Here is a 13,683-nt window from a genome sequence, read left to right on the forward strand (position 1 = left end):
TCATCAGGCGGCCGGAGGAAGATGCCTGGGAGGTGAGGCGGCTCAAGGAGCTGGGTACGGCGGCCTTCTTACATCCCTCTCATAACTGCGCCGCAACGTAGGGGTCATGATGACCAAACGCATCGCTGTCGGTGTCGGAATTCTCGTGACGATGGGCCTGACGGGCGCGGCCGCCGTGGCCTCCGGGGCTCCCGCTCCGGAGGCCGGCAAGGCCTCCGCCGCCGCACCCGGCAAAAAGACGGCGAAGAACTACCTGTACTCCTCCATCGGGGATTTCGACGCCAAGGTCAAGCCGCTGATCGATCGCCCGGACGTCGCCGGTGTGCAGCTGGTGGTGCCGTGGAAGGCGATGGAACGGAAGAAGAATCAGTACGACTTCTCGGAGATCGACCGGGCGCTGAAATATGTGCAGGGCCGCCACAAGAAGCTGTTCATCCAGGTCCAGGACCGGTTCTTCGCGCCGCCGACCAGGCTCCCGGACTATCTGCTGAAGGACCCGGAGTACAAGGGAGGCGCGGCGCCGACCAAGAACGAGAACGGCCTTGGTCCCGGTGAGCCCGGGGCGGTCGCGGCGCAGTGGAATCCGCAGGTGCGGGGCCGTTTCCAGCAGCTGCTGAAGGCGATGTCGCAGCGGTTCGACGGTCGACTCGCCGGGGTGAACCTGCCGGAGACCGCCACCGAGGTGGATACCAAGAAGGACCACACCGGCTACAGCAATGACGCCTACTTCAAGGCCGAGCTCGACAACATGGCCTACGGCAAGAAGGTCTTCACCAAGACGCCGTTCATCCAGTACGTCAATTTCTGGCCCGGTGAATGGAACAACAGCCGTAAGTACATGAGCCGCACGTTCGAGTTCGCCAAGAAGCACGGAATCGGCCTGGGCGGGCCTGACGTCCTGCCGAACCGCCAGGCGCAGATGGAGAACTCGTACCCCTTCTTCAAGAAGTACCGGGGACAGCTCCCCATGGTGGCCATGGCCGTCCAGGAACCCGACTTCCAGTACAAGAACCCCAAGACGAAGAAGCCGTACACCCGGCAGGAGTTCACCGACTTCGGCTCGAAGACCCTCGGAGCCGACGCCATGTTCTGGGCCACCAGTGCGCCCTGGCTCCACCAGCCGGCGGCACGATAGCGCCCCGTCTCCCCGCCCCCGGCCGGCGGCGGTCCCGGCCTCAGCCGTCCGCCAGCCGGTCCGGCAGCGCCGCCGCATGCACCACCGTCAACCCGGACACCGGCCGGGTCAGGCACACGTACAGCCGGCGCAGCCCGGTCCGTTCGTCCGGTTCGCCGTCGACGATCGCGGCCGGCTCGTCCAGGACCACGTAGTCGTACTCCAGGCCCTTGGCGAGGGTGGCCGGCACCAGGGTCAGCCGGGCGGCGGCCGAGGTCTCCTCGCCCGGTGCCAGGCAGGTCACGCCGGCCTCCTCCAGGGCCGTGCGCAGCGCCGGGATACGGGCCTGCGCGGCGATCAGGCCGATCGAGCCCTCCTTCCGCAGCGCGTCGTCGCAGGCCGCGAGGGTGGCGGAGTCCAGCTCCGCCGGAGCGACGGTGCGGATCTCGAAGTCGCCCGCCGACTCGCGGATCGAGGTGGCCTCCGTCAGGTCGGGGGCGATGGCGGGCAGCAGCCGCGACGCATAGGCGATGACCTCACGCGGCACGCGGAAGCCCTGGGTGAGCTCCTCGACGGCCGCACCGGGCTTGCCCAGATGGGCCAGCGCCTCCTCCCAGGTGTCGGTCGCCCAGGGAGTGGTGCCCTGGGCGATGTCCCCCAGGATCGTCGCCGAACCCGTGCTGCAGCGGCGGCCGACCGCGCGGTACTGCATGGGGGAGAGGTCCTGCGCCTCGTCCAGCACCACATGGCCCAGCGAGTGCGTGCGCGAGACCACGTCCATGGCCTCGTCGATCAACACCGCGTCCGCGGAGGACCACTTGGCGCTCTTCGCGCTGCGGGCCGGTTTGGTCCACAGGATCGTCTTCTGCTCCTCGGGCGTGAGGATCCCCTCGGCCTGTGCGGCCAGGAACTCCGCGTCGCCCAGCAGCCGCAGCACCAGCTTCGCCGGGTCGACCGGCGGCCAGACGGCCTTGACCGTGGCCTTCACCGCGGCGTTGCGGGCCACCGCGTCCTGCACCCGGTCGTCCGGGGCCTCGCCGGCCTGCTCCATGCGGACGAGTACGGCGTGCGCGATCCGCTGCGGCAGCGCCTCGCGGGCCGCGCCGTAGCGGATGTCGCGGTCCATCAACTCCCGGACGATCTCCTCGATTTCGTAGGCCGGCACCCGCCAGCGCCGGGAACCGCGCACGACCACGCACGGCTCCTGGGGCAGCGTGATGTGCGAGCGGACCGCCCGGCGCAGCACCTCGGCCATCCGTGCGTCGCCCTTGACCGTCGCGGCGGCCGCCTCGTCCGTGCCGCGCACCTCCACATGCCCGACCAGGTCGTCGACCGTGGCCTGTTTGACCTCCAGTTCGCCCAGGGCCGGCAGCACCTGCTCGATGTAGTGGAGGAACGAGCGGTTCGGGCCGATGACGAGGGTGCCGGAGCGGGCCAGCCGCTCGCGGTGCGCGTACAGCAGATAGGCGACCCGGTGCAGGCCGACCGCCGTCTTACCGGTGCCCGGCGCGCCCTGGACGCAGACCGAGCCGCCGATGCCGGCACGCACGATCTCGTCCTGTTCCGGCTGGATGGTGGCGACGATGTCCCGCATGGGGCCGACGCGCGGGCGCTCGATCTCCGTCTGGAGGAGGCGGCTGGTCTGCTCCGCCTCGGCCGGGTCGGTGAGGTGCTCGTCCTCGTAGGCGGTCAACTCGCCCGCCGTGTAACCGAAACGGCGGCGCAGCCGGAGGTCCATCGGGTCCTTCTTGGAGGCCCGGTAGAACGGCTGGGAGACGGGGGCGCGCCAGTCGATGACCATGGGGTCGCCATCGGCGTCGTGGACATGACGGCGGCCGATGTAGAAGTTCTCTCCCGCCGCACCCTCGGCGACGTCGAGGCCGGGTGCGTGGAGGTAGTCGAGGCGGCCGAAGAAGAGCGGGGTGTGGGCCAGGTCGGCGAGCGACTTGATCCGGGCGTCGATCTCACCCTGGAGCACCTCGGCGTTGACCCAGTTCGCGGTCACATCGGCGATGTTCAGCGCCTCGGCGTCCGCGCGCATGGCCCGCAGCGCGGAGCGCGAGGCGGCGAGGTGGGCCCTCTCGCGCTGGAGGGGGTCGCGCGGGAGCGGGTCCTCGGACGCCGGGTCGGGGCGCTCGGCGCGCGGCGGTTGTGGTGCGGGACGGTGGGCGTGCGAGGGCACGGCGTTGCCTCCGGTGGCGATACGTCGGCGGGCGCGCGCCGGGGTGCACGGGCGCGGCGGGCCGGTGGCGGTGCGTAGCGCAGGTCCTGCGGTGCGCGGGTCAGCGGCGTGAAGCGAAGAGCCGGCCGGTTTCCGACCGGGCGGCGGCACTCCTCGGCGGGAGGCAGGCAGACGCGCGAGTGTAGTGGGCGGCTCAGGACGGCGCCAACGGATTAAATCGGGGCCCATGGCGGCAGAGCCGGGGACGAGTGGCCCTTACGGCGGGTAGATCTCCCGTAGGGGGCCGGATGGGCCTGGAGTCTGACTTCCGGCCTACAAGGGATGGGCCTATGGACCGATGTGCTGCAATCGCGTGAATTTCATCATGGAGGCATGAGCAGCGCAGCGATTCCCCCAGCCTCTGTCCACCCCGCCTCCGTGCACCCGGTCAAGGGTGCCACGGCCCTCGGCGACGACCCCGGGCACGGTGCGGCGTCCGTCCCTCCGCACCGCCATGTCGTGGGCAACGCCCTCCGTGCGATCAAGGTCTTCGCCACGGCCGCCTTCGGCGTCGTCGTCATGGGTGAGTACGTCGACGATTGACCCCGCGGCCGCCGCAAGGTGCCGAGCGCGTCATCATTCCGCTCTCCACCGGCCAAACCGCGCACGATCGCGGACGGGAGACCGGTGCACCCCACCGGCATGCGAGGTGTGCGCTCACCACTGAGCGGCCGACCCGTGTCGACATCCAAATGACCGGAAACCGTTGCGGCCGGTCGGCCTCGATCCACTAGCGTCGCGGCGAGCGCGCGCTCAGCGCAACGGGGAGGGGTCAACGGGTGTCTGCCGCCGACGGATCGGGGACGTGGAGACGGACCTGGGCACAGAGCATCGCCCGCCCCCGCCGCCTGCTGCTCGCAGCGGCATTGCTCATGGTGTCGGTCGCCGGATTCTGGGCGTTGTACCAGGTCCAGCAGATGCCGATGTCCGACATAGTCGTCTACCGCGCCGAGGGCGAGGCTGCCGCGGCCGGTGGTGACCTCTACGGCTTCACGGTCAGCAAGTGGGACCTTCCGGCCACCTACCCGCCGTTCGCCGCCGTGCTGTTCATACCGACCACCTGGCTCTCGCTCGGCGTCCTCAAGATCTTCGGCGTGCTGGTCAACGCGGCCCTCCTCGCACTGCTCGGCCATCTCTCCGCCAAGACCGCCGGCCTGCACAAGGCCGCGTACAGCGCGCCCTTCCTGCTCGCCGTCATCGCCCTCGGCCTCTGGCTGGAGCCGGTCTTCCAGACCTTCGTCTTCGGTCAGGTCAACCTCGCACTGGCCTGCCTGGTCCTGTGGGACCTCTCGCGTCCCGACGGCGCCCGCCTCAAGGGGTTCGCCACCGGCATCGCGGCCGGCATCAAACTCACCCCCGCGCTCTTCGCCGTCTACCTCCTGGTCACCGGCCGGGTGAAGGCCGCCTGCACCACCCTCGCCGGGTTCCTGTGCTCGGTGCTGCTGGGGTGGCTGGCCCTGCCCGATGCCAGCGTCGAGTACTGGACCCGCCGGGTGTTCGAGACCGGCCGGGTCGGCAAGGCATGGATCGTCGACAACCAGTCCCTCCAGGGCCTGATCGCACGGGTGCTGCACGACCCCGACCCCGGTCTCCTGTGGGCGGTGCCCGCACTGCTGACCGCCGCGGCCGGGCTCTTCGCCGCCCGCCGGGTGTATGTGCGGCGCGGCCTGGACCACTGGGGTGTGCTGTGTACGGCCGTCACGGCGCTGCTGGTCTCGCCGATCAGCTGGTCCCACCACTGGGTCTGGTGCGTGCCGCTGCTCATCACGCTCGCCGCGCACACCCGGCGCATACCGTGGCGCAGAGCGCTGCTGGCCGCCGTCACCCTCGTCTTCGCCGCCCGCACGATGTGGATCACTCCGCACACCGGCGACCTGGATCTCCATCTGCCCTGGTGGCAGCAGCCGTTCGCGGCCCCGTACCCGGTGCTCGGGCTGGCCCTGCTGGCGGCAGTGGTCTGGTGGACGCGCCGCGCGGCCGGCGTCCCCGCCGCCCTGCACGGCGGCCGCCTCCCCGCGCCGCGCGCCGCGCAGGAACTGTCCGACCGCTCCCCGGCGGGGTGAGCCCGGCCCGGCGCGCTGCCGCCGGGCCGCCGTCTCAGACGTCCTCGTCCGCCGCCAGCAGCTCGTCCGCGTCCACGATCCGGTACGCATAGCCCTGCTCGGCCAGGAAGCGCTGGCGGTGCGCCGCGAAGTCCTGGTCGATGGTGTCGCGGGCGACGACCGAGTAGAACCGCGCCTCGTGCCCGTCCGCCTTGGGACGCAGCACCCGGCCCAGCCGCTGGGCCTCCTCCTGGCGGGAGCCGAAGGTGCCGGACACCTGGATCGCCACCGTGGCCTCGGGCAGATCGATCGAGAAGTTCGCGACCTTGGAGACCACGAGCACCGAGATCTCGCCCTCCCGGAACGCGCCGAAGAGCTTCTCGCGCTGCGCGTTGGTGGTCTCGCCCTTGATCACCGGCGCGTCCAGATGCTCACCCAGCTCGTCCAGCTGGTCGATGTACTGCCCGATGACCAGGGTCTGTTCGCCCTCGTGCCGGCGGACCAGCGCCTCGGTCACGTACTGCTTGCTCGCGGTCGTCGCGCAGTAGCGGTACTTCTCCTCGGTCTCGGCCGTCGCATACGCCAGCCGCTCCGTCTCGGTCAGATTGACCCGTACCTCGACGCAGTCGGCCGGGGCGATGTACCCCTGCGACTCGATCTCCTTCCACGGGGCGTCGAACCGCTTCGGCCCGATGAGCGAGAAGACGTCCGACTCCCGCCCGTCCTCGCGCACCAGCGTCGCGGTCAGCCCCAGCCGCCGCCTGGCCTGCAGATCGGCGGTGAACTTGAAGACCGGCGCGGGCAGCAGATGCACCTCGTCGTAGACGACCAGGCCCCAGTCCCGGGAGTCGAACAGCTCCAGGTGCGGGTAGACGCCCTTCCGCTTGGTCGTCAGCACCTGGTAGGTGGCGATGGTGACCGGCCGGATCTCCTTCTTCGTCCCGCTGTACTCGCCGATCTCGTCCTCGGTCAGCGAGGTCCGCTTCACCAGCTCGTGCTTCCACTGCCGGGCCGAGACCGTGTTCGTCACCAGGATCAGCGTGGTGGCCTTCGCCTGGGCCATCGCACCGGCCCCCACCAGCGTCTTTCCCGCGCCACAGGGCAGTACGACGACACCCGAGCCGCCGTGCCAGAAGCCCTCCACGGCCTGCTGCTGATAGGGCCGCAGCGCCCAGCCGTCCTCGTGCAGCTCGATCGGGTGCGCCTCCCCGTCGACATAGCCGGCCAGGTCCTCGGCCGGCCAGCCCAGCTTGAGCAGCGTCTGCTTGATCTGCCCGCGCTCGGAGGGGTGGACGACGACGGTGTCGGGGTCCAGCCGCGCCCCGACCAGCGGCGCTACCTTCTTCGACCGCAGGATCTCCTCCAGCACGGGGCGGTCCGTGCAGGTCAGCACCAGCCCGTGGGCGGGGTGCTTGGTGAGCGTGAGCCGCCCGTAGCGGGACATCGTCTCCGCGATGTCGACCAGCAGCGCATGCGGCACCGGATACCGCGAGAACTGCACCAGCGCATCGACGACCTGCTCGGCGTCGTGCCCGGCGGCCCGCGCATTCCACAGTCCCAGCGGCGTCACCCGGTAGGTGTGGATGTGCTCGGGTGCCCGCTCCAGCTCGGCAAAGGGCGCGATGGCCCGCCGGCAGGCATCCGCCAGCTCGTGGTCCACCTCCAGGAGCAGCGTTTTGTCGCTCTGGACGATGAGGGGTCCGTTCACGCGCCTCGCCTTTCGCTTCCCGGCCGTCGGGGAGCGGCCGCAGACATCGGCCACATACGGCCAAACGTCCAGTGTGCCGCATCGGCGCGCGGCACCGATAGCGATGGGCCGACGGCCCTTGTGCGGCAAGGGGCGCACGCTCGGCGACGCTGGTCGCGGCCGGGCACCGCCGCGCCCCGGAGCGGCCTCGGGCCACGCCCTCAGACCGAGTCGTCCGCCAGCTCCGCCACCCCCGTGATCCGGTGCAGCGGATACGTCCGGACCTCGTCGGCGGTGTGGTCGTAGGCGGTCACGAAGCCGCCCTCGACCCGCACCGGGGCGATCACGCGCTGACTGGCGGCGCCGTCGGCGTTGACGTAGCCGATCCAGAGCGCGGAGTGGGTCAGGACCGCGGCCTGCATGGTGGCGAGGGTCTCCGCGGAGGTGGTGCGGGGGAGCGAGCCGGGGGCCGCAGCCGGCGCGTGCACCGGCTTGCGTTCCGCGGTGGCGGCGAGATCGCCGGCGCGGATGGCGCGTACCGCCGCCGCGAGCAGCGTGGGGTCGGGCGACGGCGGGCCGTCGGGGACCGGCGTGGGGGCGGTGCGCGGCGGGGTGCGGTACGAGTCGGCGCGGGCGATCAGTACGTCACCGGCGGCGGACTCGGCGGCCGGGGCGTAGCCCATCGCCCGCAGCCCGTCGAGGAGTTGGTCGGGGGCGGTCTGGGCGGCGAGCACGGTGGGGGCCAGCCTGCGCAGCCGGAGGGGGGCGGCGCGGCGGTCGGCGAGGATCTCGGAGAGCAGGGCGTCGTCATCACAGCGGACGTAGGCGGCGGCCGCGCCGATCCGCAGATGGCCGTGCCGGCGGGCCACGTCGTCGATGAGGTAGGCGAGCGGCTGGGGGACCGGGGTGCGGGAGTGGGCGGTGAGGAACTCCTGGAGTTCGGCGGCGGAGCGGCCGGCGTCCAGGGCGCGGCGTACGGAGCCGGGCGTGAAGCGGTAGACCGTCGCGCCGCCCTTGGACTCGATGTCGGCGAGGACGCCCAGGGCCTCGGCGAGCGGGCGGTGCAGCGGGCCCGGGGCGACGGCGGTCAGATCCGCCTGGAGGAGGACGTGGTCGAGGGGTTCGGGCAGCAGGGGGGCGAGCCGGGCGGCGGCGCGGGCCGCTGCCGCGTCCGTCTCGGCGGGGGTGGGGGCGGCGGTGTCCGCCGGGATGTCGAGCAGGCTGCGGCCGTGGGAGGAGAGCGCACCGCGCCCGGTCACCCCGAGCAACTCGGCCTCGGTCAGGGTCCATTGGGCCAGTCGCGAGCGGAGGTCGTCGGCCGGAGCGGGGGCGCCGGTGGGGCCCGCGGCGTCGCCGGCGCCGTCCGCGGGCACCTGGCCCGCGGCCGGGCGGCCGCCGCGCAGCGGACGCTCCCACTGCAGCCGGGCGAGCACCGCCGCGGCCGGTACGGACGTACCGGGCGGCAGGCCGGCGAGGAGGGCGAGGGTGCGGCGGCGGACCTCGGGGGCCGGGGAGCGGTCGAGGTGCGGGCCGAGGGCGGCGAGCGCGCGGCCCTTGGCGTCGGCGGTGCCGACCACCCCGGGGGCGCGGGTCGCGCGCAGCCAGCCTGCCACCAGCGCCGCCCAGCGCTCGGGGTCGGGCAGCTGGAGCCACTCCTCGGCGGCCGGAGTGGCCGCGAACCGTTCGTCGGCCTCGCCGTCCGAGGCGATCAGCCCGGCCCCGTAGGAGAGTTCGAGCCAGAAGGCGGCGAGCTGCTCGGTGGTGTCCAGGGCGGCGGCGGTCCGCTTGAGGTCGCGGACGCTCATCCCACCGGCCCGGAGCACGGCCGGGCCGCCCAGGTCCCACTCCTTGAGCAGCTCCTCGACGGTGGCGAGCGCGGTGAACGCCTGGCTCGCGGCGGCGTTGTCCACAAGCTGTGGATCACGTTCCGTGGTGGGCGCGAGCGGGGGCGGGGACGGCTCGGTGGTGTGATGGGCGCGCCCGCCGCGCAGTTGGAGCGCCACTTCCCGGGGGAGGACGACATTGCGCGCGCCCGCCGGGAGCAGCAGGCCCCGGTCCAGCAGCCACTGCAGATGCGGGGCCGGGCGGTCGGTGACCCCGCCGTACGGCGGGCCCCACAGCAGCTTGTCGAGGACGGCGACGGATTCGGCGGGCGCGGTGTCCAGCAGCGCCGCCATCCGGTCGCGGTCGCGGAAGAGCGCGGTGAGCGCGGCGGCCGCGGTGACCGGGTCATGGGTGGTGGGCAGCCCGGCCGCGGCGATGATCTCCTGCAGCCGCCCCGGCGACATCCCCGCCACGGCCTCGGTGACGGTCGGGCCCAGGCCGGTCGGCGACGGGTGCGCGGCGCTGGGCGCGAGCAGTTCACGTGCCGTACGCACCAGCCGCAGCCGGTCGTCCGGGCCCCACACCAGCGCCTGCGCCCGCAGCTCCGCCACCGCCCGGGGCAGCTCGGCGGCGACCGCCCGGTCCCCGGCGTCCCCGCCCATCAGCGCGCCCAGCGTCTCGTACGGACACGGGTCGGGCGCCACCGCCAGCGCCTCCGCGGTCTGCAGCACGAACCGGTCCAGCCGCTCCACCGCGCGCACCACCGACGCCCGTGTCCCGGCCCGGGTCGCGAGCTGGGTGACATCGCCCGGCACCGGATTGAGCAGATCGGGCCGGGCCCGCAGCAGCCCGACGAGCCCGCCGTCCGGGCGGGTCCTGAGCTCCTCGGCGAGGGTGCGGGGTGTACCGGTCATTCGTCCTACGTTAGCGGGGCGGGGGAGGACAGGGGACCGGGTGGCGGCGCGGTTTCGTGGCACACCACCCCGGCACCGCCCCCACGCCACCCACCTCAGTGCCGCGCCCTCCGGCCCGGCCGCCGGCCGACGGGGTACCGTCGAGGGAGCAACCAGCGGACGCCGCAGGGGATTTCGTGGGGATCGAGAGTGATCAGCTCGTCTTTGACTATTTGAGCCGGGTCGGCGACCTGGCTCAGCAGCGGGGCCTGCCCTCCGGCACGCGGATGCGGCTGGTGAGCGGGCTGCGGGCCGAGCTCGACGGCCAGCGGCCCGACTCGGTCTCCGGTGTGAAGCGGGCCCTGGCGCGGCTGGGCACCCCGGAAGCGGTGGTCGAGGCCGCGGGGGGTGCCGGCGACCGGACGCCGGGCGCTTCGGGGGCGGCGCAGGGCCCGGCGGCCCGCACCGCGCCGGGTGCCGACGGGCCCGCCGTGCCGCTCGGCCCGCTGTCCGGCGGGCCGTCGCAGCCGGAGCCCTCGCGCCCCACCGCCCGCGAGCGGCTCACCGGCCTGGCCCGGCGCAGCGGGCTGACCGGCAAAAACCCCCTGAACGACAAGGCGTCCGCCCGCGGCACGGTGCCCGGCCCGCGGGACGGCGCGCCGGACTCCCCGCCGGCGGTCGGCCTGCCGCCGCATCTGGCCGGCGCGGACGAGCTGGGGGACGGCGCGGCGCCCGACTGGTGGCGGGTGGAGCCGGGGCCGTTCGGTCCCGGCGAGACCGTGCCGGGGTTCGTCGGCGGGATCGAGATCCCCGAGATGTGGGACCGGCCGGAGAGCGAACGCCCGCTGTCGCTCCGGAAGGACGGCGCACCGGCGGCCGACGGGGACGAGGCGCCGGACGCGGACGGCACCGGCGCCGTACCGCGCGGCCGCCCGCTGCCCCGGCTGCTGCGGCGGGCGCTCGGCCGGCCCCCCGTCCCGGTCGTCGCACCGGCCGGGGCCGATGAACAGGACGAGGTGGTGGCCGCCCCGGCCCGCCCGCCGCTCAGCCCGGCCCTGACGCTGGCCGTGCTGCTGCTGGTGGCCGGGGCGGCGCTGGGGTCGTGGCTGGCGCTGGCGGGCGGCTGGGGGCTGGCCTACGCCTCGCGGCGGCTGAGCCGTCCCGAGGCCAAGTTCGCGGCGCTCGGCGTGCCGGGGGCCGTCGTGGGCGGGATGGTGGTGTGGCTGTGGGGCCGGTTCGAGGGGCGCTGGGGCGCGCCGATCGCGCACGGCCGGCTGGGGCAGGAGATGCTCGACGGGCTGCCGGGGATGGTCCGGGTGGCGGCCGTCGCCTCGGCGCTGTTCCTGGTGTGGCGGATGCGGCGCGGGCCGCGCTGAGCGACGCCCGCCGCGCGGACGCACCGCCTGCCGGGTCCCGGCCGGCGTGCTGCGGGCCCGCCCCCTCCGGGCATCGGCCACGTACGGCCCGCCCGGCTCGGGCACCGGCCACCTCCGGGCACCGGCCACCTCCGGCCCCCCTTGCCCCCGCAGGCACAATGGCAGGCATGGCTGCGCACCCCCTGACGGTCGGATTCGACCTCGACATGACGCTGATCGACTCCCGACCCGGCATCAAGGCCGCCTATCAGGAGCTGTCCGCCAGGACCGGCACCTTCGTCGACGCCGAGGCCGCGGTGACCCGGCTGGGCCCGCCGCTGGAGCAGGAGATCAGCCGGTGGTTCCCCGAGGAGCGGGTGGCGGAGATCAGCGAGCTCTACCGCGCGCTGTACCCGGCCCACGCGATCACGGCCACCACGGCCATGCCCGGCGCCCGGGAGGCCTTCGACGCGGTGCATGCGGCAGGGGGGCGGGCGATCGTGGTGACCGCCAAATACGAGCCGAACGCCAAGCTGCACCTGACCCACCTGGGCCTCGCGGCGGACGCCGTCATCGGCGACCTGTGGGCGGAGGCCAAGGCCGAGGCGCTGCGCGCACACGAGGCACAGATCTACGTCGGCGACCACACCGGCGACGTCCGGGGCGCGCACACCGCGGGTGCGCTGTCCGTGGCCGTCGCCACCGGCCCGTGCGACGCGGACGAGCTGCGGGCGGCCGGCGCCGAGGTGCTGCTCGCCGATCTGACCGACTTCCCGTCGTGGCTGAAGCGCTACGTGGCGGAAGGGGCCGAGGGGGCGGACGGGGCGGATGCCTCGGAAGTGGCCTCCGCCTGACGGCGCTGCGCGACAGCGGAGCGGATCACTCCGGCCGCGGCCACCAGAAATCCGGCGCCCATCAGCATGCACAGCCAGTAGAAAACGGACGGCAGCGGTTCGGTTCCGAGGAACAGCGGCGTCACCGTGGCGAGAGTGGCCACTGCGCCAACTAGGAACATGATCGCGCCGATTCGGACCAGTAGATCCCCGGCCTGGGGAGTTTCGTCAGACACCTGACCAGGGTAAGTCCGGGCCAGAAGCACCGAGGATCCACCCGGCGGCGTCTTGTCACCGGCCTTGGGACCATTAGCCTTGGTGGTGGCGGGTCCTGCGGCCCGCTGCATTGTTATCCGGACCGTTTTCTGCCGCAGAATTTTCCAGTATCCCAGCCCATTTTTTTCCCACGAGTACGAGGACGAGGACAGACGTGCCTACCGGCAAGGTCAAGTGGTTCAACAGTGAGAAGGGCTTCGGCTTTCTCTCCCGCGATGACGGCGGTGACGTCTTCGTACACTCGTCGGTGCTGCCCGACGGCGTGGACGCCCTCAAGCCTGGCCAGCGCGTCGAATTCGGCGTCGTCGCCGGCCAGCGCGGCGACCAGGCGCTGACCGTGACTCTCCTCGACCCCGCACCCTCGGTGGCCGCGGCCCAGCGCCGCAAGCCCGATGAACTCGCCTCGATCGTCCAGGACCTCACCACCCTCCTGGAGAACGTCACCCAGCAGCTGGAGCGCGGGCGTTACCCCGACAAGGTGCACGGCGCGAAGATCGCCGGCATGCTGCGCGCTGTCGCCGACCAGCTGGACGTCTGAGGCGAGCGGCCCCGCACCCGCCGGCCCGGCCGGCACGATTCAGACGAAGCTGAGCGCATCGCGGCCGAGGGGCGGTACGAGCCCCTCGGCCGCGGCGCGGGTGAGCAGCCCGCGCACCGCGGCATAGCCGTCCTCGCCGAGGTCGGCGGTGAACTCGTTGACGTACAGCCCGATGTGCTGGTCGGCGACCTTCGGGTCCATCTCCTGGGCGTGCTCCAGGACGTACGGCCGGGACGCCTCGGGATCGTCCCAGGCCATCAGGACCGAGGTGCGGATCGCCGCCGCGAGCGCGCGCAGCGTCGGCGCGCCCAGCGATCGCTTGGCGATGATTGCGCCGAGCGGGATCGGCAGGCCGGTGGTGAGCTCCCAGTGCTCGCCCATGTCGGCCAGGCAGAACAGACCGTAGTTCTGGTACGTGAAGCGCGCCTCGTGGATGACCAGGCCCGCATCGACCTTGCCGTCGCGCACCGCCGGCATGATCTCGTGGAACGGCAGCACCACGATCTCCCCGACGCCGCCCGGCACCTCGGCCGCCGCCCACAGCCGGAACAGCAGATAGGCGGTGGCGCGCTCACTGGGCACCGCGACCGTCTTGCCGGCCAGATCCGCGGCCGCGGACTGCCGCCGGGTCAGCACCAGCGGTCCGCAGCCGCGCCCCAGCGCCCCGCCGCAGGGCAGCAGCGCGTACTCCTGGAGCACCCACGGCAGCACCGCGTACGACACCTTCAGCACATCGAACTCACCGCGCTCGGCCATGCCGTTGGTGACGTCGATGTCGGCGAAGGTGACCGCCAGCTCCGGCGCGTCCGGGACGCGGCCGTGCGCCAGCGCATCGAAGACGAAGGTGTCGTTCGGGCACGGCGAGTACGCGATGTTCAGCGGCCGGGTCACGGGGTCCTC

11 protein-coding genes are annotated in these 13,683 nt (G+C 73.0%); 6 read left to right on the forward strand and 5 right to left on the reverse strand.

Annotated features, from left to right (window positions below; translation table 11 throughout):
* Window positions 1-106 precede the first annotated feature (106 nt).
* On the forward strand, window positions 107-1,135 hold the full coding sequence (locus BKA18_RS21695; protein ID WP_366047643.1) for a hypothetical protein: 1,029 nt from the start codon (window positions 107-109) through the stop codon (window positions 1,133-1,135).
* Between the two features lie 40 nt (window positions 1,136-1,175).
* Here the strand turns inward: BKA18_RS21695 and BKA18_RS21700 are convergent, their stop codons facing one another.
* The gene (locus BKA18_RS21700) at window positions 1,176-3,296 is read right to left on the reverse strand and encodes a HelD family protein (protein ID WP_429638499.1); all 2,121 of its coding nucleotides are present in this window, start codon (window positions 3,294-3,296) and stop codon (window positions 1,176-1,178) included.
* A gap of 372 nt (window positions 3,297-3,668) precedes the next feature.
* On the opposite strand from BKA18_RS21700, the gene BKA18_RS21705 reads away from it, so the two are divergent.
* Both BKA18_RS21705 and BKA18_RS21710 read left to right on the forward strand, forming a co-directional pair.
* Window positions 3,669-3,878, forward strand: a complete 210-nt coding sequence (locus BKA18_RS21705; RefSeq protein ID WP_040898647.1) for a hypothetical protein — start codon at window positions 3,669-3,671, stop codon at window positions 3,876-3,878.
* 236 nt (window positions 3,879-4,114) lie between these two features.
* Window positions 4,115-5,398 carry a glycosyltransferase 87 family protein gene (locus tag BKA18_RS21710; protein ID WP_366047644.1) on the forward strand — a complete coding sequence of 428 codons (1,284 nt, stop codon included), beginning with the start codon at window positions 4,115-4,117 and terminating at the stop codon, window positions 5,396-5,398.
* Window positions 5,399-5,432: 34 nt separating this feature from the next.
* Here BKA18_RS21710 and BKA18_RS21715 read toward each other — a convergent pair whose 3' ends face one another.
* Both BKA18_RS21715 and BKA18_RS21720 read right to left on the reverse strand, forming a co-directional pair.
* A complete protein-coding gene (locus BKA18_RS21715; protein WP_366047645.1) occupies window positions 5,433-7,085 on the reverse strand; it encodes a DNA repair helicase XPB in 1,653 nt (550 codons plus the stop codon).
* A gap of 200 nt (window positions 7,086-7,285) precedes the next feature.
* Complete coding sequence (locus BKA18_RS21720) at window positions 7,286-9,802, reverse strand: helicase-associated domain-containing protein (protein WP_366047646.1); 2,517 nt, start codon at window positions 9,800-9,802, stop codon at window positions 7,286-7,288.
* 176 nt (window positions 9,803-9,978) lie between these two features.
* Here BKA18_RS21720 and BKA18_RS21725 point away from each other — a divergent pair, with 176 nt between their 5' ends.
* Together BKA18_RS21725 and BKA18_RS21730 are read left to right on the forward strand one after the other, a co-directional pair.
* The gene (locus BKA18_RS21725) at window positions 9,979-11,157 is read left to right on the forward strand and encodes a serine/threonine-protein kinase (protein ID WP_366047647.1); all 1,179 of its coding nucleotides are present in this window, start codon (window positions 9,979-9,981) and stop codon (window positions 11,155-11,157) included.
* A gap of 167 nt (window positions 11,158-11,324) precedes the next feature.
* A complete protein-coding gene (locus BKA18_RS21730; protein WP_366047648.1) occupies window positions 11,325-11,990 on the forward strand; it encodes an HAD family hydrolase in 666 nt (221 codons plus the stop codon).
* Here the strand turns inward: BKA18_RS21730 and BKA18_RS21735 are convergent.
* Complete coding sequence (locus BKA18_RS21735) at window positions 11,927-12,205, reverse strand: hypothetical protein (RefSeq protein ID WP_078568803.1); 279 nt, start codon at window positions 12,203-12,205, stop codon at window positions 11,927-11,929. The two genes, BKA18_RS21730 and BKA18_RS21735, sit on opposite strands and share 64 nt — an antisense overlap.
* Window positions 12,206-12,399: 194 nt before the next feature.
* Here BKA18_RS21735 and BKA18_RS21740 point away from each other — a divergent pair, with 194 nt between their 5' ends.
* Complete coding sequence (locus BKA18_RS21740; RefSeq protein WP_283112432.1) at window positions 12,400-12,783, forward strand: cold-shock protein; 384 nt, start codon at window positions 12,400-12,402, stop codon at window positions 12,781-12,783.
* A gap of 39 nt (window positions 12,784-12,822) precedes the next feature.
* On the opposite strand, the gene BKA18_RS21745 is transcribed toward BKA18_RS21740, so the two are convergent.
* Window positions 12,823-13,674, reverse strand: a complete 852-nt coding sequence (locus BKA18_RS21745) for a 1,4-dihydroxy-6-naphtoate synthase (protein WP_366047649.1) — start codon at window positions 13,672-13,674, stop codon at window positions 12,823-12,825.
* Window positions 13,675-13,683: the final 9 nt, after the last annotated feature.

Origin of the sequence: Streptomyces auratus (assembly GCF_050433025.1) — a bacterium.
GTDB classification, from domain to species: Bacteria; Actinomycetota; Actinomycetes; order Streptomycetales; family Streptomycetaceae; genus Streptomyces; species Streptomyces sioyaensis.

What these genes read in the sequence shown, in the direction of transcription:
- BKA18_RS21695 (WP_366047643.1), top strand. Translation starts at nt 107, where the DNA reads ATGATGACCAAACGCATCGCTGTCGGTGTCGGAATTCTCGTGACGATG.
- BKA18_RS21730 (WP_366047648.1), top strand. Translation starts at nt 11,325, where the DNA reads ATGGCTGCGCACCCCCTGACGGTCGGATTCGACCTCGACATGACGCTG.
- BKA18_RS21705 (WP_040898647.1), top strand. Translation starts at nt 3,669, where the DNA reads ATGAGCAGCGCAGCGATTCCCCCAGCCTCTGTCCACCCCGCCTCCGTG.
- BKA18_RS21720 (WP_366047646.1), bottom strand. Translation starts at nt 9,802, where the DNA reads ATGACCGGTACACCCCGCACCCTCGCCGAGGAGCTCAGGACCCGCCCG.